The organism is Kitasatospora sp. NPDC050543, from assembly GCF_044457565.1.
GTDB lineage: Bacteria > Actinomycetota > Actinomycetes > Streptomycetales > Streptomycetaceae > Kitasatospora.
Genome location: NZ_JBITGZ010000014.1, coordinates 18,441 through 41,902, shown reverse-complemented (window position 1 = coordinate 41,902; position 23,462 = coordinate 18,441). Strand labels below are relative to the sequence as shown.

13 protein-coding genes are annotated in these 23,462 nt (G+C 77.3%); all 13 read right to left on the bottom strand.

Going from position 1 to position 23,462, the window contains the following annotated elements; genetic code table 11:
* Positions 1-19: 19 nt before the first annotated feature.
* Entirely contained in the window at positions 20-1,438 is a 1,419-nt protein-coding gene (locus ACIBH3_RS18785) for an MFS transporter (RefSeq protein WP_396313097.1), read from the bottom strand.
* 227 nt (positions 1,439-1,665) lie between these two features.
* The gene (locus ACIBH3_RS18780) at positions 1,666-3,888 is read right to left on the bottom strand and encodes a heavy metal translocating P-type ATPase (RefSeq protein ID WP_396313250.1); all 2,223 of its coding nucleotides are present in this window, start codon (positions 3,886-3,888) and stop codon (positions 1,666-1,668) included.
* 98 nt (positions 3,889-3,986) lie between these two features.
* Positions 3,987-4,214 carry a hypothetical protein gene (locus ACIBH3_RS18775; protein WP_396313096.1) on the bottom strand — a complete coding sequence of 76 codons (228 nt, stop codon included), beginning with the start codon at positions 4,212-4,214 and terminating at the stop codon, positions 3,987-3,989.
* Positions 4,215-4,276: 62 nt separating this feature from the next.
* The gene (locus ACIBH3_RS18770) at positions 4,277-4,897 is read right to left on the bottom strand and encodes a sigma-70 family RNA polymerase sigma factor (RefSeq protein ID WP_396313095.1); all 621 of its coding nucleotides are present in this window, start codon (positions 4,895-4,897) and stop codon (positions 4,277-4,279) included.
* A 381-nt stretch (positions 4,898-5,278) separates the two neighbouring features.
* Entirely contained in the window at positions 5,279-6,127 is an 849-nt protein-coding gene (locus ACIBH3_RS18765) for a hypothetical protein (protein ID WP_396313094.1), read from the bottom strand.
* 91 nt (positions 6,128-6,218) lie between these two features.
* Entirely contained in the window at positions 6,219-6,695 is a 477-nt protein-coding gene (locus ACIBH3_RS18760; RefSeq protein WP_396313093.1) for a hypothetical protein, read from the bottom strand.
* A 43-nt stretch (positions 6,696-6,738) separates the two neighbouring features.
* On the bottom strand, positions 6,739-7,554 hold the full coding sequence (locus ACIBH3_RS18755) for a hypothetical protein (protein WP_396313092.1): 816 nt from the start codon (positions 7,552-7,554) through the stop codon (positions 6,739-6,741).
* A gap of 181 nt (positions 7,555-7,735) precedes the next feature.
* Positions 7,736-8,926: a class I SAM-dependent methyltransferase gene (locus tag ACIBH3_RS18750; protein ID WP_396313091.1), complete on the bottom strand. Its 1,191-nt coding sequence runs from the start codon at positions 8,924-8,926 to the stop codon at positions 7,736-7,738.
* Complete coding sequence (locus ACIBH3_RS18745; RefSeq protein WP_396313090.1) at positions 8,923-10,167, bottom strand: glycosyltransferase; 1,245 nt, start codon at positions 10,165-10,167, stop codon at positions 8,923-8,925. Before ACIBH3_RS18745 ends, ACIBH3_RS18750 begins: the two co-directional genes overlap by 4 nt.
* Positions 10,164-11,036, bottom strand: coding sequence for an alpha/beta fold hydrolase (locus ACIBH3_RS18740; protein WP_396313089.1), 873 nt, complete (start codon positions 11,034-11,036; stop codon positions 10,164-10,166). The genes ACIBH3_RS18745 and ACIBH3_RS18740 overlap by 4 nt, the downstream gene beginning before the upstream one ends.
* 2 nt (positions 11,037-11,038) lie before the next feature.
* Positions 11,039-11,293, bottom strand: coding sequence for a phosphopantetheine-binding protein (locus ACIBH3_RS18735; RefSeq protein WP_396313249.1), 255 nt, complete (start codon positions 11,291-11,293; stop codon positions 11,039-11,041).
* A gap of 68 nt (positions 11,294-11,361) precedes the next feature.
* The gene (locus ACIBH3_RS18730) at positions 11,362-16,191 is read right to left on the bottom strand and encodes a beta-ketoacyl synthase N-terminal-like domain-containing protein (protein WP_396313088.1); all 4,830 of its coding nucleotides are present in this window, start codon (positions 16,189-16,191) and stop codon (positions 11,362-11,364) included.
* On the bottom strand, positions 16,188-23,300 hold the full coding sequence (locus tag ACIBH3_RS18725) for an SDR family oxidoreductase (RefSeq protein WP_396313087.1): 7,113 nt from the start codon (positions 23,298-23,300) through the stop codon (positions 16,188-16,190). The genes ACIBH3_RS18730 and ACIBH3_RS18725 overlap by 4 nt, the downstream gene beginning before the upstream one ends.
* Between the last annotated feature and the right edge of the window lie 162 nt (positions 23,301-23,462).

The window sequence follows — 23,462 nt, the reverse complement described above, 5'->3', positions numbered from 1 at the left end:
TCTCCGGGGTGGCGTGAGGTCAGTGGACGGGCGTGGCGGGCCGGTTGCGGGCCAGCAGGGCGGCGGCCAGGCAGGCCGCTGCCGCGGCGAGCCCCAGCCCGGCCCGCAGTCCGGCGCCGCCCGATCCGTCCGGGCCGCCGGAGCCGCCCAGGCCCCAGGCGGCGGTGGCGAGCGCCGGGCCGAGGGTGAAGCCGAGGCTGCGGGCCAGCTGGACGGCGGAGCCCGCGGTGGCCATCCGCCCGGGCGGGGCGGCGCCCATCACCAGCGCCTGGACGGGCCCGCCGTACAGGCCCATCCCCGCCCCGGCCAGGGCCAGCCGCCAGCCGATGTCGGGCAGCGTCCAGCCGGATTCGAGCGGGACGAGCAGCAGCAGGCCGAGGGTGGTGAGCGTGGCGCCGGCGGTGGCGGGCCGCCGGGGTCCGTACCGGTCGGCGAGCCGCCCGCCGAGCTGCCCGGCCAGGCCCATCGCCAGCGGGAAGCAGAGCACGGTCAGGCCGGTGGCGGTCGCGCTGACCGCCTCGTCGCGCCGCAGGTGCAGCGCCACCAGGTAGTGCATGGCGGCGAAGCCCGCCGCCAGGGACAGTACGGCCGCGTGCACCCCGGCCGTACCCGACTCACGCAGGACGGCCGCCACCGGCCGCCCGCCGGGTCTTCTCAGCCAGCGTGCGGTCAGCGGGACGGCGGCCACGGCCAGCAGCAGCGCGGCGGGGGAGCCCGGGGAGAGGCTCAGGGCGAGCAGCAGTGACGCGACCGCCCCGGCGACCAGGGCCGCGTCGGCGAGGGCGGCCCGGTCGGGCAGGCACAGCCCCCGGGTCGAACGGGCGAGCGGGGCAGTCACGGTGAGCGCGCCACCCAGCGGTGCTTCGCGACGGGCGATCAGCAGTGCGGCCAGGCAGACCGGGAGCTTGACCAGGAAGACGGCCCGCCAGCCGAGGTGGTCGAGCAGCAGCCCGCCCAGGGCCGGGCCGGTGACGGCGCCCAGCGGGCCCAGGGTGGCGGGCACGCTCATCGCCCGGCCGCGCAGCTCCGGCCGTACCGACCGGGCGGCGAGCACCGGCATCAGGACGAACAGCACGGCCCCGAAGGCGCCCTGGACCAGCCGGGCGGCGATCAGCCAGGCCGCCCAGGGCGCCGCGGCCGCCGCCGCGCTGCACAGCGCGAAGCCGCTCACCGCGAAGAGCAGCGCGGCGCGGGTGCCGACCTGGTCGAGCCAGCGGCCGGCGGGCAGCAGCAGGGCCACCAGGGGGAGCTGGTAACCGAGCACGGCCCACTGCGCGGTCCGCACCGGGACGCCGAGGGATCCGGCGAGGTCGGACAGCGCGATGTTGACGATGTTCATGTCGAGCATCGCCACGAAGGAGAGCATCCCGGCGACCGCGACCAGGCTCCAGCGGTCGGTTCCGGCCAGCCGGGCGTCGAGCTCTGCGGCGCGGGTCATCGGCCCGCTCCGGCGGTTCGTTCGCGGTGGCGCCGGGGGTCCTGGCCGGGCGGCGGTGGCATGGTCCGTCCCTCCGTCGGTCGTGACGGACGCCGTCGGGGCGACGGCGTCCGTCACAGCAGTCGGCCCGCGACCGCCGCGAGTTCCCGAACACCTCGATGATTTTCGGGAACACTTTCGAGTGGCCGGCGCCGGCCGGCGCCCCCACCGCCCGGCCTATGCCCGGCCTACCGCCCGGGCCGCCGCCCGGGGGAGGGCCGCCAGGCCCGCAGTCGCAGGCTGTTGGCGACCACCAGCAGCGAGCTCGCCGACATCGCCAGCGCCGCGATCATCGGGTTGAGCGCGCCGGCCGCCGCCAGCGGGAGCAGGACGGCGTTGTAGCCGAACGCCCAGAGCAGGTTGGTGCGGATGGTGGCGAGCGTGCGCCTGGCCAGCCGTACGGCGACCACCAGGGACTCGATGTCGCCCGTCACCAGCGTCAGCCCGGCCGCCCCGATGGCCGCGTCGGTGCCCGAGCCCAGCGCGATGCCGAGATCCGCCGCCGCCAGCGCCACCGCATCGTTCACGCCGTCGCCGACCACGGCCACACTGCGGCCCGCCGCGCGCAGTTCGGCGACCAGTTCGGCCTTGCGCTCCGGCGAGGCGCCCGCGTGCACCTCGCTGATGCCGAGTTGCTCGGCGACCGCCCGGGCCGGGGCCGGACGGTCCCCGGTGGCCAGGACGGTCTCCAGGCCCATCCCGCGCAGCCGGTGCACCGCGCGGTAGCTGCCCGGCCGCAGGGTGTCGCCGACGGCGAGCAGGGCGGCGGGGCGGCCGTCCAGCTCCACCGCGACGGCGCTCTGCCCGGCGGCCTCGGCGCGGCCGAGCGCCTCACCCAGCTCCGGGGGCAGCCGCAGGGCGTCCGGGCGCAGCACCCGGACCGGCCGGCCCTCGACCCGGCCCTCGACGCCGAGGCCGGTGGTGGCCCGGAAGCCCGTCACCGGCGGTGGTGCCGCCGCACCGGCCGCCGGCGCGGTGGCAGAGCCGGCCACCGGGTAGGCCGCCGAGGCGACGGCCCGGCCGACCGGGTGCTCGGAGAACCGCTCCACCGCACCTGCCAGCCGCAGCACCTCCTCCCGTTCGAACCCCCGCACCGTGGTGACGGCGTCCAGCCGCAGCCGGCCCGCCGTCAGCGTGCCGGTCTTGTCCAGCAGGACGGTGTCGATCCGGCGCAGGCTCTCCAGCACCTGCGGACCCCGGACCAGGACGCCGAGTTCGGCGCCACGGCCGGTCGCCGCGAGCAGCGCCGTGGGCGTCGCGAGCCCCAGGGCACACGGGCAGGCCACCACCAGGACGGCCACGGCCGAGGTGACGGCCTCCTGCGTGCCGGCGCCCGCGCCGAGCCAGAAGCCCAGGACGCAGGTGGCGACCGCCAGCACGACGGGCACGAAGACCCCGGCCACGGTGTCGGCCAGCCGCTGCGCGCGGGCCTTGCCGGCCTGGGCCTCGATCACCAGCGCGGTGATCCGGGCCAGTTGGGTGTCGGCGCCGACGGCCGTGGCGCGGACCACCAGGGTGCCGCCGACGTTGAGCGTCGCACCGGTCACACGGTCGCCAGGACCTGCCTCCACCGGGACGCTCTCGCCGGTCAGCAGGCTCGCGTCCACGGCGGAGCTGCCCTCGACCACGACCCCGTCGGTGGCCAGCTTCTCGCCCGGCCGGACCACGAAGTCCTGCCCGGGCAGCAGCTGTTCGACCGGGATGAGCCGCTGCGCGCCGCCCTCCTCGCGGACGCAGACCTCCTTGGCACCGAGCTCGGCCAGCGCCCGCAGCGCGGAGCCCGTCCGCCGCCGGACCCCGGCCTCCAGCCGCCGCCCGCACAGCACGAACAGCGGCACCCCGACGGCCGCCTCCAGGTAGATGTGCGCACCGCCGCCGGGCCCGGCCGTCAGCGAGAACGGCATCCGCATGCCCAGGACGCCGGCACCACCGAACAGCAGCGCGTACGCCGACCAGCAGAAGGAGGCGATGACACCCAGGCTGACCAGGGTGTCCATGGTCGCGGTGGCGTGCCGCAGACCCCGCCAGGCCCGCTGGTGGAAGCGGTACGAACCGATCGTCACCACGTACCCGGCCAGCGCGAAGCAGGCCCACTGCCAGCCCCGGACCTGGAGGGCGGGCACCATCGACACCACGATCACCGGCACCGCCAGCAGCGCCACCAGCGTCAGCAGCAGCCGCTCGTCCCCGTCCTGCCCGCCGCCGGCCGGCTCCGGTGGCAGTGGCGCGGGCCCGCCGAGGGGCTCGGCGGTGTACCCGGCGCGCTCCACCGCGGCCACCAGCTCGGCCACCGGGACGGCCGCCGGGTGCAGCACCCGGGCCCGGCCGGTGGCCAGGTTGACTCCGGCGGTGACACCGTCGAGCCGCCGCAGCCTCTTCTCCACCCGGCTGACGCAGGCCGCGCAGGTCATGCCGCCGACGGCCAGGTCGGTGGTGGTCAGGCCCTCGGTCGTGCCGGTCGTGTCGGTCGTACCGGCCTGCTCGGCCGCCGCCGCCGCGCCTCCGGGGCTCACCGCCGCACCCCCGGCGTGCCGGGGTGGACGGGCCCGGCGGCGTGCATGCCGGGCATGTCGTCCCCCGCCGGGCGGGCGCCCCCGGGTGCGGGCGGCCCGACCAGCCGGCCGAGTGCGTACGAGCCGGCGAAGAGCAGGGCGAGCAGCAGGACGAACCCCAGCAGGGCCGGGCCCGGCCCGGGCCCGGCCGGCCGCCGTCGTGCGGACACTGTCGTCGAGGTCATGTGAGCTCCGGATTCCTCGGGTGCTTCGGATGATTCGGGTGCTTCGGATGACTGGCGCGAAGTCAGGCCGCGACCGGCGCACGGGTGGTGTCCCTGCGCCGGTCGCGCCCGCCGGCGTCCGGCGCGGTGTCGGGCCGGCTCTCGCCGCGCTCCGCCGAGCGCACCAGCGCGACCAGCTCGTCGCGGGCCCGGGCCACCCGGGAGCGGACGGTCCCGACCGGGCAGCCGGACACCGCCGCCACCTCCGCATAGCTCAGGCCCACCACCTGGGTCAGCACGAAGGCCTCCCGCCGCTGGGCGGGTACGAAGGTCAGCAGGTCGCTCAGCGCCAGATGGTCCTCGAACGCCTCCGCCGGGCCGGGCCGCAGCTCCACGGCCTGCTCCCAGTCGGCGAGGGCGGCGCAGCGCGGCCGGGCCGCCGCGCTGCGGTAGCGGTCGACCACCGTGCGGCGGGCGATGGACAGCAGCCAGGTGCGCGCCGAGGAGCGGCCCGCGAAGCCGGGCAGGGCGCGCAGCGTCCGCAGGAAGGTCTCCTGGGCGAGGTCGTCGGCGGACTCGACGTCGGTGAGGTGGGCGACGAAGCGCCACACGTCCCGCTGGGTGGCCCGGACGAACGCCTCGACGTCCTCGGCCCGTCCGGCCCGGGCGGCCAGGGCCAGCGCGGTCAGCTTCTCGTCATCCACGGTCTGGCCCCGACATGCGGTCGGAGGCGGGCAGGGCGAAGTCTCTGTGCTTCATGGGGAGTCCTGAGGGCAGGCTCGGGAGCGGTGCCGCTCAGGCGGCACCGCGGAGGGGGTGACGGCCGCTCACCGTCACCGCCGTCCGCGCCGGCTCATGGCTCGGCGCGCCGCGGCGCCCCGGGGTCGGGTGCGGCACGGCGTGGCAGGACGAGGGGCGTCGGCGCGCACGGGGGACGCCGGCCTGATGTCTCGTCCGGGGACGGGGGTGAGGGGAGGGCCCGGCCCCCGCGGCTCACGGACCGGTGAGCACCGGATCCCGTTGCGCAGGGGCGACCTGCCCGCGTACGCGCCGGGCCGGTGAAGGCGCGGGGGCGGCGGGCGTCGTCAGAGGGCGAGGGCGTACGCGGGCGGCCCGCGCCGCACCAGGGCGTGGCAGAGCACCACCAGCCGGGGCAGGCGGGTGTGCCGGGCCCTGGGCCGGGCGGGCGCGGGCAGCCGGTGCCCGCGGGGGACGAGCAGGAGCAGGAGCAGCGGCAGTACGACGTCGGCGAGGGTGCGCAGCAGCGCGGACAGCCCGGCGATCGCGTCCTCGCCGCGGCGCAGCAGCACCGCACAGGCGAGCGCGGCCACCAGGTGGGCGAGCAGCATGCCGGGGGAGAGAGCGTGTCCGGCCATGGCCGGCACGCCGGGCAGCGACTCCATGCCGCCCATGCCACCCATGCCGTTCATGTCACCGGCGCCGCTGGTACTGCCCGGGGCGCCGAGGTTCTGCACGGCGGTCAGGCCGTGGTGGCCGGCCGTCGAGACCATCCGGTGGCCGGGCAGCGGCAGAGCGGCGAGTGACACCGAGTCCGGGTCGATCCCGGCCGTCCTGGCCAGCTCCACCGGGGACATGCCGGTGGTGTTCGCCCCGGTCGGAGTGCACAGCAGCAGGTGCACCCAGTCGGGCGCGGCGCCCGCCGGGGCGGCGACGGCGCCACCGGACGGCGTGGCGCGCTCGAACAGCAGGTGCAGGACGCCCTGTGCGGCCACCATCCAGAGGCTGATCACCGCGAGCGAGCGCCGGCGCCCGGCCAGCACCCAGGTGCAGCCGGCGGTCGCGCCGAGCGCGGCCAGCAGGACCGGAGCCGGCAGGTCGGCCTGCGACATGCTCAGGTGGGCGGCCGCGGCCAGCGTCACACACAGCGCGGCGAAGACCGCGGTGCGGAGCGTGCGAAGCTGCCAGGTCGTCATGATGCCCACCATCGTCGCATCCGGCCCCGGCCGCCGTCCGGGCACCTCCCACTAACCGGCCATGGTCGGCTGACGGGCCGCCCCCGCCGCGTCAGAGCCCCAGAGCCCGCTTGCGGATCCGGGCGATCGCCCGGAGGTTCTCCTCCCGGTTGGCGGCGAGCTTCAGCCAGCGCGGCAGGTCGACGACCATGGACTTGGCGCTGTGCACCGGCTGCTCCCGCAGGCCGGCCCGGACGTAGCGCTCCAGCACGCTCAGCTGCTCGTGGTTGTGCGCCCACAGCACGCCGTGCCGGGTGGGCAGTTGGAGCAGCAGCGGCAGCCCGAGGTAGGGATCCCTGGCGCGGTGGACGGGGGCGCGCGAGAACCCCACCCACCGGCCGTCCGCGGCGACGGTGAACGAGCACGCCGTGCAGGCCAGCCGGCGCGGCTCGAAGTGCGGGCGGGCGGCGGCGGGATCCGCGTCGGGCACCGGTCGTATGTGTGCGGGCCGTCCGCACCGGGGGCAGGTGACGAGGACGTCGTCCAGGAAGTCGTACTTCGTCCGATTGTCGTCCCGGAACCTGCTCACCCGGACGCCGTCCTTCCGGACCTACGGCCCGGCGTTCCGCCCGTCATCGCGCCACCTCGGCCGACGCCGTGGCCGAGGCTGGGGCGGCCGGTCGCCCGGCCGGGCGGGCGGTGCGCCGGCGCATCTGCGCCGAGCGGTGCCAGATCCGCTCGCGCACCGCCTGCGGCAGATCTAGACCGCTGTCCTCGGCCAGCACCTCCTGCCGGGCCACCGCGGCGCTGGAGACCATCGCCCGGTACCGGCGGAAGATCTGCACCTCCCCGTCCCCCCGGCAGCCCTCACCGAGGTAGCTGTAGTCCATGTCCCAGGCGTTGTGGGCGGACAGCTGCGCCGACCGCACCGCCCAGCAGCGCAGCTCCGCCGGCGTCGCCGCCAGCACCAGCAGCCCGCCCCGCCGGGTCACCTGGCTGCTGAAGTCGACGCCGTGCCCGTAGTCGTGCCGGAGGGTCTCCTGCCACCCCTCCGGGTCGGCCAGCGCGAGGTCCAGCCCCGGGGTGCGCAGCCGGACCGTGCCCTGGGACGGCGAGTTCAGCGGCAGGGCCCGGCGCAGGGCCCGGGCGGCCGCCTCGCTCAGCGGCGTCAGGTGCCGCGGCATCAGCACGAACGGGTCACTGCGCTCACCGTCGAACGGGGTCGGGTCGATGAACGGGCGGTCGACGACGATCAGCGTGTCGGGCCGCCGCTCGTACGACATCGCCCACAGCAGCCGGCCCAGCAGCTGCGCGCCCGGCCGGTCGGAGAGGATGTGCCAGGTGTCGTGGTACCGGTTGGTCGCGAAGCGCGCGTCGGTGCCGGGCCGCAGCCCCAGCACCGTGTACGCGCGCCCGTCGAGCCGCAGCACCCGGCGGTGCAGCTTCAAACCGTCCTGCGCCGCCGTCGCGTTCCCCGGCCGCTGCCGTGCGGCCCCGCTGGTACCGATGATCTCCGCCTCCCGTGCACCGACCCCGATGGTCCGTCCACGGGAATGGTGACGGCCCGCCCGCCGTCCGTCACCTGGATTTCCGGGCCCACCCGGGCGGGTGGGCCCGAGCGCGGTGGAGTCAGCCGGTGTGCCCCGCTCCTGACGCCTCGTCGGCAGGTGAGGGTGAGCGGCGGGCCAGCAGGCGGTAGGCGTTGGCGAGCCCCGTACGGCCGGCCACCCGGGCGATCAGGTGGTCCAGCACCGCGGCGAGCACCAGCAGTGGGGCGGCCGCCAGGAACAGCGCGGCGCGCAGCGCGCGGCGGGGCCGGCCGGGCGGTGTACCGGGCAGCCAGGGCGCGTCCTCGCGCGGCGCGAGCGCGTCCAGCAGCAGCCAGCCGGCGGCCAGCAGGTCCACCGGGTCGTGCGCCTCGCCGTGCTGCTCCAGGACGACCTCGAAGCCCAGCTCGCCCAGCCGTCGCCGCAGGTTGGCGGCCGGCACCAGGTTCAGGTGCTGCGGTTGCAGCCAGGGCAGCCACCAGCGGCCCAGCAGACGGGCGTACCGGCACTGCGGGTCGGGTACCTCGATCAGCAGCAGCCCGCCGGGGCGCAGCGCCTGCCGGGCGGCCGTGAGCTCCCGCCCGGGGTCCGTGCTGTGCTCCAGGTAGTGGAACATGCTCACCACGTCGTACCGGCCGGCCAGGGAGGGCGCGAGCTCGGGCAGTGAGCCGCGGAAGCCCTGGGCCAGCCGGCCGTGCTGCTGGGCCAGTTCGACGCCCGCGCTGAGGTCGAGGCCGTCGAAGCGGGTGTCCGGGAAGACCTCGCGGGCGCTCTCGCAGAAGTGGCCGTGCCCGGTGCCGACGTCCAGCCAGCGGGCCGGTGGCGCGGCGGCCGGCGCGGGCGAGGCAGGCGAGGGCCGGGACGGTGACGAGGTGAACGGCGCCACCGAGCGGGCGCGGGCGCGGTAGACGGTCGTACGGGTGCCGAAGACCCCGCCGAGCCGCTGCTCGCCCAGGCCGTCGTAGAAGTCGCGGTAGTAGAATTCCAGGCCCGCTCCGGTCAGCCGGGGGTTCTGGAAGACGTGCGCGCAGTCCCGGCACTCGTCCAGGACGAACCGCCCGGGCTTGTGCTGGAGCAGGTCGCAGGTGCGCAGCCGCTCCCGCAGCCTGGCGGAGCCGCACCACGGGCAGTCGGTGCGGCGCGGTTCGAAGAACCGGTCGGTGCCCCGGGCGAGGTCCGCCAGGTAGCCGGGGCGCACGGCGGCGATCCGTCCGGCCCGTCCGGCCCGGCCTGCGCGCCCGCGCTCGGCCGGGCGTGCCTCGGTGGTGCTCATCGGCGCTCCCTCTCACTCTCCGTAGGCTCGTCGCCCCCGGGGCGGCCCGCCGGCTGCGGGGCCCGGCCGGTCAGCCGTTCCAGGTGGTCGGCGGCGGCCGCCGCCCCGCCCGCGGCCCGGAACGAGGCGCCGATCCGGCGGGCCGCGCTCCGGTGCGCGGGATCGTCCAGCACCGCGTCCACCGCCCGGCCGAGCCGGGCCGCGTCGGCGCGGCCGAACCGCACCCGCCGGCCGGCGCCGGCCGCCGCCACCTGGCCGGCCACCACCGGCTGGTCGTCGCGGATCGGGGCGACCACCAGCGGCACGCCGTGCCACAGCGCCTCGCACACGGTGTTGTGCCCGGCGTGGCAGACCACGGCGGCGGTGCGGGCCAGCAGGCGCAGCTGCGGTACGGACGGCAGCACCAGGACATCGGGGTCGCCCGCCGGCACCCCGGGCGCGCCCGCCGGGTCGACGATCACCGCCTGGAGCCGCTCGGACCGGGCCCGCAAGGCCTCCTGGCACTGCGCCAGGAACGCCGCGCCCGCGTCGGCGTTGGCCGTCCCGAGGGTGACCAGCACCGTCGCACGCCCGGGGGCCAGCCACTCCCAGGGGAACGGCGCAGGCGTCGGGCGGGGCGCGATCGACGGGCCGACGAAGCGGATCGGGCCGGCCGTCGGCGCGATCGGGCCGGTGAGCTCCGGGGTGGTGAAGGCGAGGATCAGGTGCGGCGAGAAGCGGGGGTCCGCCGTCCCGCCGGGGGTGCCGATGCGCCCGCGCAGGTCGGCGATCAGGCCGCGCACCCAGGCGTCCACCAGCGGCATGCCGTCCAGCGGGCCGGTGAACTCGGCGGACGTGGTGGCGGAGGTCGCCCACGGCAGGCCGAGCCGCTCGGCCAGCAGCGCGCCCGCGACCGCCTGTTGGTCCACCACCAGGACGTCGGGGCCGAACCGCTCGACGGCCGCCGCCACGCCGGGGGCCATCGCCTCGGCGAGCGGGACGATGAAGTCCTCCCAGAGGAACTTCAGCGCCGCGGGTCCGCGCGTCTGCGGCGGCCGCTCCCGCAGCGTGCCGCCTGGCGCCGTACCGGGTGCGACCGCGCAGGGGAACACCTCGGCGCCGAGGCCGGCCAGCGGGTGGATCACCTCCGGCAGCCCCGCCCAGGCGGTGGCGTGCCCGCGCGCGGCCAGCTCGGCGGCGACACCGACGGCCGGGTTCACATGGCCGACCAGCGGCGGGACGACGAACAGGAACCGGCTCACCGGACGTACCCCTCGGCGGGCGCCGCAGTCCCGTCGGCCGGCGCGGGCCACCGGTCGTCGGCCGCCGGCGGCAGCCGCAGCTCGGCGCCGTGCTCCCGCAGCCAGGACAGCGTGAGGGCGCGCACCACGTCCGGCGCCTCCACCAGGACGGAGTGCTGCTGCGCCGGTACGAAGGTGCTCCGGCAGTCCGGCAGCAGGTCCTCCAGCCAGGCCGCCTGCTCGGCGAGGTCCGACTCTGCGCCGTACACCGCGAGCACCGGACAGTGGATCGCGCGCAGCTGCGCCTCGGTGGGCAGCCGGCTGGCCGGGATCTCCCCGGCCAGCGAGGTGTCGGCCAGCAGTCGGCCGGCGGAGCGGGCCAGCCGCGCGGTGTGCGGGCCGCGCTCGCTCGCGACCCAGGCCAGCGCGGACTCGTCGACCAGCTCGGTCCGGGCCCGCCGCAGGATGGCGTCCAGCTTGGCGGACCACGCCGGGGAGGCCGGCTCGGACTCGATGGCGAGGATGCCGGTGATCTGCTCGGGGCGCCGGGCGGCGAGGCCGAACGCCACCGTGCCGCCGAAGGAGTTGCCCAGCAGGTGGACCGGGCCGGCCATCCGGAGCCGGTCGAGCAGCGCCTCCAGGTCGTCGACGAAGTGCTCCAGCCGGTACCCGCTCGGCGGGCGACCGGAGCGGCCGTGGCCGCGGTGGTCGTACATCAGCACCTCCACCCCGGCGGCGGCCAGCGCCGGGGCCAGGGTGAAGTAGTAGCTGGCGAGGCTGTCGGTGAGCAGCCCGTGCAGCAGGACGGCGGTGGCGGCGGGCGGGCCCGAGTCCCGGGGTCCGAGCCGCTGCACGTGGACGCGCAGGCCGTCGAGGTCGACGAAGGTCACGGTCAGCTCCGCCCGGGTGCGCGGAGCCGGTCCAGGACGTAGTGCACCAGCCGGCCGACCGTCAGCTGGATGATCTCGTCGAGTTCCATGCCCGCGATGAACTCGGCGAAGTTGACCCGCTCGCCCCAGCGCTCCTGGAGCTGCCCGGCCAGGGTCACCAGGTCGATGCTCTCCAGTTCGAGGTCCTCGGTGAACCGGGACTCCATGGTGACCTCGGCGTCGTCCAGGCCGTACTCCTCCAGGACGCCGGCCAGCATGCCGGAGATGGCCGCCAGGACCTCCTGCTCGGTGGGCTGGTTCAGGTCCACGGGCTGCTCGCTGGTGGTCACTTCGCTGCCGTCCCTTCGTCGTTCTCGCCGGGGTTCGCGGTGTCGTGCCCGCGGTCGGACCCGCGGTCGGGCCTGCTCGGGCCCGCGGCGCGGTGCTCGCCGGGGTCCGCGGTGCCGCGCTCGTCCCGGGCGGTCGTCCAGGCCGCGACGTAGCTGCGCTCCGGCAGACCGGGCGGGGAGGTGAGCCGGGTGCAGCGGACGCGGTGGGTGCGGGCCGGGCCCGGCCCCGGGGCGGTGACCAGCAGCTCGGACGCGGTCGCCGCGATCACCTCGAAGTCGCGCGGGCGGCCCCGCAGCCCGGTGCCCTCGGCCTTGGCGGCCGCCTCCTTCGCGGCCCGGAACCGGGTGAACCAGAGCGCCTCGGAGTCCTCCCCCGGGCCCGCTCCCGCCTGCGCCCCCGCCCCGGCCCGCGTCGCCACGGCGGCGGCGCGGCAGGCGGCCAGCAGCTCGCGCTCCGCCGGGCCGAGCGCGACCAGCAGGGTCTGCGCCGGACGGTCCGTCACCTCCTCCAGGTCGATGCCCACCGCGCCGGGCCCGCCGCCGCCCTCGCGCGGCCGGACCAGCGCGACCGCCGCCTCGGCCCGGTGCGCGAGCGAGACGTCGAGCTCCGGCAGTGTGCGGCCGTGCAGCCCGGTGACCCTGGGCCGGCCATGGGGGTACCCCTCGCCGGAGGCCGGGGGAGGCTCGTTGGACACCTCGATCTCGGCGGGGAACACCGGCCCCTCGCCGTGCTCCCGGAGCCAGTGCCGTACCGCGTCCTTCACCGCGATCCGGCCCAGCAGCCACCCCCGCCGTGCACGCGGCTGCTGCTGCTCGTACCGGGCCCGCTCGGCGGAGCCCAGGTGGTTGCGCATGATCAGGTCTCGGGAGGCGAGGTCCGGCCAGCGTTCGTGCAGCAGCACCCAGCCGCCGGGCTGGGGCGTGGAGAGGGTGTGGCGGTCGACGAAGCGTTCGACGGGACGGGTGTCGGGGTGGCTGTCGAAGCGGCGGTCCTGCCAGCCGTCCACCTGGGCCCAGACGCGGCAGCCGGTCAGCAGCTGGACGTCGCCCTCCAGCGTGGTGTCGGTGAGGCCGGTGATGCGGATGTGGCACTCCAGCGCGGTGCCCGGCCGTGGCGGCGGGCCGAAGAACCGGATCCGCCGCATCCCGACCGGGAAGACCACGGTCCGTTCGGTGCGGGTCGCCATGATCCAGTAGCCGAGCAGCTGGCCGACGTTGTCCAGCAGCGCGCCCGGCGCCGCCGGTGCGGTGATCACGCCCCGTACGTGGGCCTCGCCCAGCGCGGTGAGTTCGGTCAGGCCCTGGAACGCCGGGCCGTGGAACATCCAGCGCTGCTCGTAGAGCCCGGCGGCCGTCAGATCGGGCACGCGCTCGCTCGCGAGGTCGGGCCGCCAGGCTGCCGGGGGCGCGGGCCGGCGGTCCGTCAGCTCGACGGTGCCGCGCGCGTAGCCGCCGAAGTCGGCGGCGAGCCGGCCGGGGCCCGCGTCCCGGAGGGTGATCTCCACGTCCAGCGGGGTGGCGGCTGGCACCCACCGGCCGAACCGCAGCCCGTGCACCTCGGCGGTCACCCGGCCGGGCACCGCCCGCTCGGCGGCGTCCATCAGGTGCTGCACGATCGTCGTCGCCGGGACGACGGGCCAGCGGTCGGTGAGGTCGGGCCAGCCGGGGCGCTGGCGGAAGAAGCAGTGGTCGAGCAGGTACGGCATGGCCGCGGGCGAGACGTGCAGCCGGCTGGTCCGCGCGGCGGCCGGCGGCGAGGTCGCAGCCGGCAGGGCCGGGGCCGGGGTCGGTGCCCCGGCGCCCGGCCGGGTGCCGATCAGTTGCACCGCGGCCTGCTCGGTCTCCCGCAGCAGCGCGTCGAGCTCGGCCGCCATCGGGAAGCGGGCCGCCAGCGCCGCCAGGCCAGGGCCACCGGGCGTACGGACAGGGGTACGGGCGGGCGGACCGCCTCGCGTGTCACCGGCCGTCAGTTCCGCGCGGAGCCCGCCGAGGGCGGCCGGGTCCAGCGAGACGAGCGCCCCGCCGAGTTCCAGCGGCACCGCCGGATGCGCCCGCCCGGGCGCCTGCTCGCGAGCCTCAGCCTCAGCCTCCACCTCCGCCGCCGCCCGCGTCGCGGAACGGCCCGGCAGCAGCGCCGCCGCGTCGGGCTCCGCGCCGTCCGCCCAGAGCGCGGCGGCGACCCGCCGGAGCTGGGCGAGCCCGTCCCGGTGCGGTGAGTTCGCCGCGATCGCCAGGTGGTCCCGCTCGCCCAGCGTGTCGCCGACCAGCGAGCCGAGCTGCCCGGTACCCACCTGGACGAACGCCCGGAACCCCGCCGCGTACAGGGCCTCGACCAGCGGCCGGAACCGTACCGGCTCCAGCAGGTGGCGGATGAACAACTCCCGCACGCCCGCCTCGGTGCCGGGGTACGGCGAGGCGGTGGTGCCGGACCAGACGGGTACGGCGGGGCGGTGCAGCTCGAAGCCCTCGGCGGCCCGCCGGATCGGCTCCAGGTACGGGCCGAGCATCGGCGTGTGGAAGCCGGAGCGGAAGGGCAGCACCTGGCCCAGCACGCCGTGCGAGCGGAACCACCGCACCAGCTCCCCGACGGGCCGCTCGGGCCCGCAGACGATCGACTGCTGCGGCGCGTTGTCGTGCGACAGCACCACCTCGTCCATGCCCTCGACCGTCGAGAGCGCCTCCAGGACCCGGGCGGCCGGAGCGCCCAGCGCGGCGAAGGCGAGCCCGGGGACGTGCAGCGCGTCGGGGTCGAACGACTCCAGGAAGGCGTCCACGGCGGTGCCCGCGTACAGGCCGCCGGTGATCATCGCCGTCCACTCGCCGACACTGTGCCCGGCGACGCCGTCCGGCCGTACGCCGGTGTGCCGCAGGGCCGTGTCGAGCAGCCGCCCGACGGCGACCACGCCGGCGCCGTGCCGCCCGATGTCGCCCACCCGGGCGGCGGAGCCCGGAGCGCCGCCGGCCAGCGCGGGGCGCGGCAGGCCGAAGTGGTCGGCGACATCGTCCACCCGGGGGGTGAACTCGCCCTCCAGGCCCGGGAAGAGGAACGCCAGCCGCCCGCCTCCCGCCCGGCCCGGGGTCAGCAGCGGCTCGGGGGCGAACCAGACGTCATTGCGCCCGCGCCAGGCCCGGCCCCTGGCCACCGCGCGGCGCGCCAGCGCCAGCCGCTTGCCGGTGGGGTCCACCACGGCCACCCGGCAGCGCGCCGCGGGCCCGCCCCGCTCGGGCGCGGCGGCGGCCAGGACGGTGCGGTCGTCGGCGGCCAGCAGCCGCGCAAGCTGCTCCGGCCCGTCGGCCGCCAGCCGCAGCACCCGCTCGGGTTCGGTGACGACCACGGCGGCCCGCCGGCCGTCCGGCCCGGCGGCGCCGGGGGTGCCGTCCGGGCCCGGGGCCTGCTCCAGCACCACGTGCGCGTTGATGCCACCGAAGCCGAAGGCGTTCACCCCGGCGCGGCGGGGCAGACCGCCGGCGCTCTCCCAGGGCTGCGCCCGGGCGACGGTACGGAAGCGGGTGCCGGCCAGCGCCGGGTGCGGATCCTCGCAGTGCAGGGTCGGCAGCAGGACGCCGTGGTGCACGGCCAGGGCCGCCTTGATCAGCCCGGCCACGCCGGCGGCCGGCATGGTGTGGCCGATCATCGACTTCACCGAGCCGAGCACCGCCCGCTCCTCGCCGGCGCCGACCGGGCCGAACACCTCGGCCAGCGTGGCCAGTTCGGCCGCGTCCCCGGCCGGGGTCGCGGTGCCGTGCGCCTCCAGCAGGCCGAGCGCCCCGCGCGCCGCCGGGTCGAGCCCGGCCGCCCGCCAGGCCGCCCGCACCGCGCGGCTCTGGCCGGCCGGGTCGGGCGTGGCGGGCCCGGCTGTGCGGCCGTCGCTGGCCACGCCGGTGCCGCGGATCACCGCGTACACCCGGTCGCCGTCGCGCTCGGCGTCGTCGAGCCGCTTGAGCACCACCACGCCGGTGCCCTCGCCGATCAGGATGCCGTCGGCTCCCCGGTGGAACGGGCGGATCCGCTGGCTGGGGGAGAGCGCCCGCAGCTGGGCGAACACGCTCCACAGCGTGACGTCGTGGCAGTGGTGCACACCGCCCGCCAGCACCACGTCGCAGCGCCCGGTCGCCAGCTCGCCGACCGCCTGGTCCACGGCGACCAGTGAGGACGCGCAGGCGGCGTCCACCGTGTACGCGGGGCCGCGCAGGTCGAGCCGGTTGGCCAGCCGGGAGGCGGTGAGGTTGGGCACCAGCCCGATCGCGGACTCCGGCCGGTCCGGGCCCAGCCGGTCGGTGAACGCCGCCCGCACTCGGTCGAGTTGACTGCTCGTCAGGTCGGGGAGGAGTTCGCCGAGGGTGCGGACCAGCTGGTGCGCGCTGCGGACCCGCTGGTCGAGCCGGACCAGCCCCGGCGTCAGGTACCCGCCCCGGCCCAGCACCACGCCGATCCGGTCACGGTCGGGCAGCCGGTGCTCGCCGCCCGCGTCCGCGATGGCGGCGGCGGCCACCTGGAGTGCGATCAGCTGGTCGGGCTCGGTGCCGGGCACCGAGCTCGGCATGATGCCGAAACGGGTCGGCTGCACCTCGGCCAGCCCGTCCACGAAGCCGCCGCGCCGGCAGTAGAGCCGGTCCGGTGCGGCCGGTCCGGTGGCCGCCGCCGGGTCGTAGTACGCAGCGTCCCAGCGCCCCTCGGGGACGTCCGTGATCGCGTCCACGCCGCCGAGCAGGTTCCGCCAGTACGCCGCCAGGTCCGGGGCGCCGGGCAGCAGTACCGCCATCCCCACCACCGCCACCGGCGGCAACCGGTGCGTCGGGCCGTTGTCCGCCACCGGCGCGGTCACCAGCCCGAGGCCGTGTAGACGACGGACCGGGCGGACTCCTCGCCCCAGGCCAGCTCGCGCAGCAGCGCCAGCGTGCCCGCGCCCGGGTCGATCAGCCGGACACCCCGCCGGGCGTAGTCGCGCGCCAGCTCCACGGAGACCATGCCGCCGTGCGCACCGGACGGCGCCCACGGCCCCCAGTGCACCGTCAGCGCCCGCCGCCCGGTCCGCGCCGCCCACCGGGCCCCGAGCTCCTCCAGCGCGTCGTTGGCCGCCGCGTAGTCGGCCTGGCCCCGGTTGCCCAGGGCGGCGGCGATGCTGCCGAAGAGCACCGTGAAGCGAGGCCCGGACGGCAGTTCGGCCAGCGCGTCGAGCAGCGCGCGGGCACCGTCCGCCTTGGTGGCGAAGACCCGGCGGAAGGACTCCGGGGTCTTCTGCGCGAACACCCGGTCCTCGATCACGCCGGCCGCGAAGACGACGCCGTCCAGCCGGCCGTACTCGGCGTGGACCTCCTTGACGGCCTGCCGCAGCGCCGCCGGATCGGCCGCGTCCACGGCCCGGTAGCGGGCGGACGAGCCCAGGGCGGCCAGCTCGCCGAGCGTCGCCGCCACCTCGCGTCCCGCCAGCAGCCGGGAGGCCGCGCCGTCCACCTCCGGCAGCGGCACCCCCTGGCGGGCGAGCGCGGCCCGCAGCGCCGAGCGGTCCGGCGCGGCGGCGGTCGACGGGTCCTCGGGGCCCTCGGGCGGCGCGGTGCGGCCCAGCAGTTCCAGACGGCAGCGGGAGGCGCCGGCGAGCGCGGCGGCGAACCGGGCGGTGATCCCGCGCGCACCGCCGACCAGCAGCACCACGGCGTCCCGGTCCAGCCCCAGCGCGGCGGCCTCCGCCACCCCGTCCCCGGCGGGCCCGGCCCCCGTGCTGCCCAGCACGCCGAGACCGGACTCCGCCAGCGCCAGACCCTGCCGGCCGGCCGGGCCGTGCAGCACCACGGGCTCGCGGTCCTCGGCGAGCAGCTCGCCGATCAGCGCGTCGGCCGCACGGGCGGCGTACGCCGGGTCGTCCGGGCCCGCCGCCGGCGCTCCGTCAGGGTCGGCCGCCCCTTCGCCGGCCCGGCCGATCTCGACCAGCCGGGCCGTGGTGCCGGGGTACTCGCGGGCCAGCGTGCGGAACAGCCCGCGCAGCCCGTCCGCACGTCCGCCACCCGCGGCGCCCGGGCCCTGGCCGGACGCCGGCCGTGCGGCCAGCAGCCACCGGGGGGAGCGGGCCAGCGCGGCCTGCAACGCCGGTACGCAGCCGGGCAGCGCGGGCGCGCCCTGCCCGGCGAGCGGGTCCAGCAGCAGGACGCCGTCCACCGGGCCGTCAGCCGCCGTCAGCTCGTACGCCGCGTCGACGGCCAGCACCTGCGCGCCGTGCGAGGCGAGCCGCGCCGCGAGGGCCCGCGCGATGCCGTGGCCGTCTCCGCTGTCCCTGCCGCCCCCACCCGCGCCGTCCCCGCCCAGCAGGGCGAACCGCCGGCCGGCGAGCGAATCCGGCCGCCCGGCGGGCGCCGCCAGCGGCACGGTCGTGAACCGCAGCCGCACGGGCTCGTGCCCCGCGACGGCCGGTGCCTCGGACCGCTGCACCGGCTGTACCGGATCCTGCTCCGCGACGACTGAAGCATCGGAGCCGGAGCCGGAGCCGGACCCGGAGCCGAGATCGGGCTCGGGGCGGCTCAGCCGGGCGGTCAGCCAGCCGGTGATGGCGGCGGCGGTACGCGCTCGCGAGAGCTCCTCCAGCTCCTCGTCACCCAACGCGGCGAGGTCGCTGCCGGAGCCGTCCGCGAGCCGGCGGGCGAGCCGCCCGATGATCTCGGTGCGCTTGATGGAGTCGATGCTGAGGTCGGCCTCCAGGTCGAGGTCGGGTTCGATCATGTCGGCGGGGTAGCCGGTGCGCTCGCTGATCACCTCCACCACCGCGCGCAGCATGTCCTCGGCACCGAGCTCCTGCGCGGGCGCCTCGACGGGCGAGGCGGGTTCCGCCGCGACGGCGGCCACCGCCGGTAGGGCGGCGGGCCTCGCCACCACCGGCGCGACCACAGGCGCCGTCACCGCCGTCACCGCCGGGGGCGACGCCGGGCCGGTGCCCGGCAGCGCGGGCGCCCCGCCCAGGTGGGTGAGCAGCACATCCCGCTGAGCCGCGATCAGCTCGCGGCTGCCTCTCAGGAACTCCGAGACCAGCGCGTCCCCGGCGGAGCGGTCACCGTTCGGACGGGCGTCCTGCGGCTGAGCGTCCTGCGTCGTCACCAGGGCCTCCGGTACGGGTCGGGCCGGTGCCAGCGCACCGGGCAGCAGTTCTCCGGCAGCGGTGCGCACCAGCTGCCCGTCCACCGTCCAGCCGGGCCGGCGCGTCGCCCGCGCCCGGCCCGCGTCCACCGCGTCGCGGCCGCGCAGCAGCCGGTCGGTGCGCACCGGCACCCCCGCGACTGCCAGTTCGGCCAGCGCGTCGAGGAAGCCCGGCAGGCCGCGGCGGCGCCCCTCGACCGGGACCGCCCGGTGCGGCCGGTCCCCGAGCACGCCCCCCACCAGCCTGGTCAGCACCGACCCGGGCCCGGCCTCGACGAACACCCGGGCGCCCGCCGCGTACATCGCCTCGATCTGCTCCACGAAGCGCACCGGGGCGCCGATCTGCGCCGCCAGCTCGGCGTGCACCGCCGCCGGGTCCGGCGGGTAGGCGGCGGCCGTGCGGTTCGACCAGACCGGGAACTCCGGTGCCCGTACCGTCCGGGCGGCCAGCGCCTCGGCGAACCGGTCACCGGCGCCGGCGACCAGCGGGCTGTGGAAGGCGCACGCGACCGGCAGCCGCTTCACCCCGTACCCGGCCTCGCGCAGCAGCCGGGTCGCCGCCGCCACCTCCTCGCTCGCGCCGGAGACGACGCTCTGCCGGGGCGCGTTGCGGTTCGCCACCACCACGCGCCCGGCCAGGCCGGCCGCCGCGAGCGCCCGCTCCACGTCCTCGGCCCCGGCGGTGACGGCGGCCATCGCACCCGGGTCCGCGCCCTCGCCCACCGCGTCGAGGATGGCCCGCGCGCGCTCGGCGCTGAGCGCGGGCAGGTCCTGTGCTGCGAGCGCCCCCGCCGCGCAGAGCGCCACCAGCTCGCCGTAGCTGTGGCCCGCCGCCAGCTGCGGCCGCACCCCCGCCAGCGCGAGCAGCTCGTACGCGGCCAGGCCGGTTATGCCCAGCACGGGCTGGGCGACCCGGGTGTCGGTCAGCGCCGCGCGCTGCTGTTCACGTGCCCCGGCGGTGAAGGCGTCCGGCGGGTACAGCACGTCGGCGTGCTCCCGGCCCAGCCGGAGATGCCGCTGGACCTGCGGGAACGCGGCGAACAGCGCCGCGAACATGCCCGGGCGCTGGCTGCCCTGCCCGGGGAAGAGGAACGCCACCTGGCCGCCGGCGGCCCCGGCCGCGCCTTCCGGCCCGTCCACCCCGCCTGCCCCGTCCGCCCCGGCTGCCAGGTGCAGCCCGGCCGCCGGGTCGTGCTCGCCGGCGGCGGCCCGCCGCAGCGACCCGACCAGCTGCGCGACGTCCGAGGCCACCACCGCCACCTGCACCGGCCCGCGCCCCGACTCCGCCCGCCGTGAGGCGGCCAGCGCCAGGTCCCGCAGCCGCCACGACGCACCGCCCGTACGACCGTCCCCGCCGTCCGCCTCCGCGAGCCGCAGCAGCTCCGCCACCCCGCGCAGCGCCCGCTCCCGGTCGGCGCCCCGGAAGAGGAACAGCTCGGCCGGCCACTCCTGCAACCCGTGCAGCGGCTGCGGCCCGTCATAACCCCGCAGCACGGCATGGAAGTTGGTGCCGCCGAAGCCGAACGCGCTGACCCCGGCGACCCGTTCGGCGGGCGGCTGCGCCCACGGCGTGGCCTCGGTGTGGAAGGCGAACGGGCTCGACCCGGCCTGCCAGGCCGCGTTCGGCTGCTCCAGGTGCAGGGTCGGCGGCCGGACCCCGGTGTGCAGCGCCAGCGTGGCCTTGATCAGGCCCGCCAGCCCGGCCGCGCACTTGGCGTGCCCGATCTGCGACTTCACCGACCCCAGCGCGCAACTGCCCGGCGCCGCTCCCGCCCGGGTGAACACCTCGCTCAGGGTGGTGAGTTCGGTACGGTCGCCGACCACCGTCCCGGTGCCGTGCGCCTCGACCAGGCCGACCTCGGCCGGCCCGATCCCGGCGCCGCGGTACGCGCGCTCCAGCGCCGCCCGCTGCCCCTCGGGGCGCGGCGCCGTCAGGCCCAGCGACCGGCCGTCGCTCGCGCTGCCGATCCCCTGCACCACCGCGTACACCCGGTCGCCGTCCCGCTCCGCGTCCGCCAGCCGCTTCAGCACCAGGCAGCCGACGCCCTCGCCGAGCGCGATGCCGTCCGCCGAGGCGTCGAACGGGCGGGAGCGGCCGGTCGGCGAGAGCGCGTGCACCGAGGCGAACAGCAGGTAGTCGTTGATCCCGTTGTGCAGGTCCGCGCCGCCGCACAGTGCCAGGTCGCTGCTGCCGGTGGCCAGTTCCTTGCAGGCCGCGTCCAGTGCCGCCAGCGAGGACGCGCAGGCCGCGTCCACGGTGTAGTTGGCGCCGCCCAGGTCCAGCCGGTTGGCGATCCGGCCCGCGATGACGTTGGAGAGCATGCCGGGGAAGGAATCCTCGGTGAGGACGGGCAGCTGCTCGGCGATCGCCTCCGGCACCCGGCCCAGGTAGGCCGGCAGCACCGCGCCCAGCACTCCCGCGTTGGACAGGTCGCTGCCCGCCTCGGCACCGAACACCACACTGGTGCGCGAGCGGTCGAAGGGCCGGCCGCCCTGCCCGCCGCCACCGTCGTACCCCGCGTCCACCAGCGCCCTGCGCGCCGTCTCCAGCGCCAGCAGCTGTACCGGCTCGATGCTGCCCAGTGCGGCCGGCGGGATGCCGTAGCTCAGCGGGTCGAAGGGGATCGGCGGCAGGAAGCCGCCCCACTTGGACGGTGTGGTGCCGGGCCCGCCGCCGGCCGCGTGGTACACCGCCGGGTCCCACCGCTGCACCGGCACCTCGGTGATCGCGTCCACGCCGGCCACCACGTTCGCCCAGAACGAGGGCAGGTCGGGGGCCTGCGGGAAGATGCCGGCCATGCCGATCACCGCGATCTCCAGCGGCTGCGGCCGCTCCTGCCCCGCCGTGTCGGTGTCCAGGCCGAGCCGCTGCGCGAGGTCGCCCGCCCGGGCGGTCAGGAAGTCCGCGGCCCCGGAGCTGACCGCCGTGTGCAGCTCGGCCACCGTCGTGGTCGCCGAGCGCAGCACCGCGACCTGGCCGGCCATGAACATGCCCCGTTCCAGCTGCCCCTGCTCGTCCACCGCGGCGAGCGCACCCGCCACCCGGTCGACGCCCTTGCTGGCGATCCGCAGCCGCCCGATGTTCAGCCGCTCCAGCTGTTCCCAGACCTCCCGGTCCGGCACTCCGGCCGCCCGCAGCCGCTCCCGGGTCTCGTGGAACTCCGCGGTGAACCGGCTCGGCACGCACCGGGTGGCATGGCCCGGTGCCGTCTGCAGCAGCTCGGTCCCGCGGGCGGCCAGCATCTGGCGCTGGAACTGCGGCTGCACCGCCCCCAGGGCCACCGCCTCCTCGGTGAACAGGTACGCCGTGCCCATCAGCAGGCCGCCCGCCACTCCCCGCTCCGCCAGCGGCGCGGCCATCGCCGCCACCATCGCCGCCGACCGTTCGTCGTGCACACCGCCCGCGAACAGCACCTCCACCCAGGGCCGCCCGTCCGGGCGGCCCTGGCCCCGCTGCCCCTCGGCGTCCAGGAACTCCTCCAGGACGGCCAACTGGGCCTCCCACAAGGGGAAGCTGTGCCGGGGGCCGACATGCCCGCCGCACTCCGAACCCTCGAAGACGAACCTGCGCGCACCGTCCTCCAGGAACTGCCGCAGCAGTCCGGGGGAGGGCACGTGCAGGAAGGTCCGGATCCCCGCCTCCTCCAACACCCGCGCCTGCGCCGGCCGCCCGCCCGCGATCACCGCATGGCTCGGTCTCGCGGCCAGCACCTGCGCCAGCTGGGCGCTGCGTAACTCCTCCGGGGCGAACCCCAGTACGCCGACGCCCCAGGGCAGTGGGCCGACACAGGCGGCGGTCTGCGCGAGCAGCTCCCGGGCCTGCTCCGGGCCGGCCAGGGCCAGGGCCACGAACGGCAGCGCGCCCGCGTCGGCGACCACCGCCGCGAAGCCCGGCTGGTCGCTGACCCTGGTCATCGGCCCCTGCGCGAGCGGCAGTTTGGTGCCCAGTGCCTCGCTCAGCGGTGCCCCGGGCCCGAGCAGCAGCGGCCCCGCGCCACCGCGCGCCGCGACCCGCACCCCGTCGACCACGGCTTCCCGTACGGCCCGCACCGCCCGGCCGACGGTGCCCCATCTCGTCGCGAACACCTCGGCCAGAAAGCCGTCCTGACCGACCATCAGTTCCATCTCGGGGTCACCGCCCCGGCGCAGCACCCGGCGCCCTTCCACGACGGCGGTCTCCGAGCCGTCCATGCCCCGTACGGCGGCCGCGGCCTGCGCCGGCGCCGAGGACTCGGCCAGCAGTGCGAGCTGGCTGTCCAGCACCACTCCGGCCGCCCCGCCGGCCACCGCCGCCACGGCGGTGCGCGGCCCGATGCCGCCGCAGGCCCACACCGGTGCCTGGATCTGCGGAGCGGCCAGCAGCTGCTGCACCAGCACGAAGGTGCTCAACTCCCCGACCGGCCCGCCGCTCTCGCTGCCGCGGGCGATCAGCCCGTGCGCGCCGGCCCGGACGGCGGCCAGCGCCTGCTCCAGGTCGGTGACCTCGACCAGCAGGCGGTAGTCGGCGGACAGCGTCCCGACCGCCCGGTCGGGCATACCGGCGGCCAGTACCAGGGTGTGCGGCCCGGCCGGGCCGAGGGCGCGCAGCTCCTCGGGGGTGATCCGGCAGGCGGGGCCGATCCGGATGCCGAACCGGCCGGGGGCCCGCTCGCACAGCCCGGCAAGCTCCTCCCGCGACCGGCGATCACCGCCCCCGAGATCCAGTACGCCCAGGGCACCCGCCCGGCAGACGGCCTCGGCCAGGCCGGCGTCCGGTTCGTGGAACGGGGTGATCCCGATGACGATGTCGGCCAGCAGCAACTTGGGCCTCATGGGCTCTCCGGTTTGCGTCGCGGCGCAGGTATGGGGGTGTGTGCGACTCTCGGCCAGGGCGTTGCAGCGGCTACCCTCGCTGGGGGTGCGGGGGCGCCGCGGCACGGTCCGCCGGCCGATCCAGTGCTGACGCTACCGATCGGTAGTGCCCGACAGGTTAAG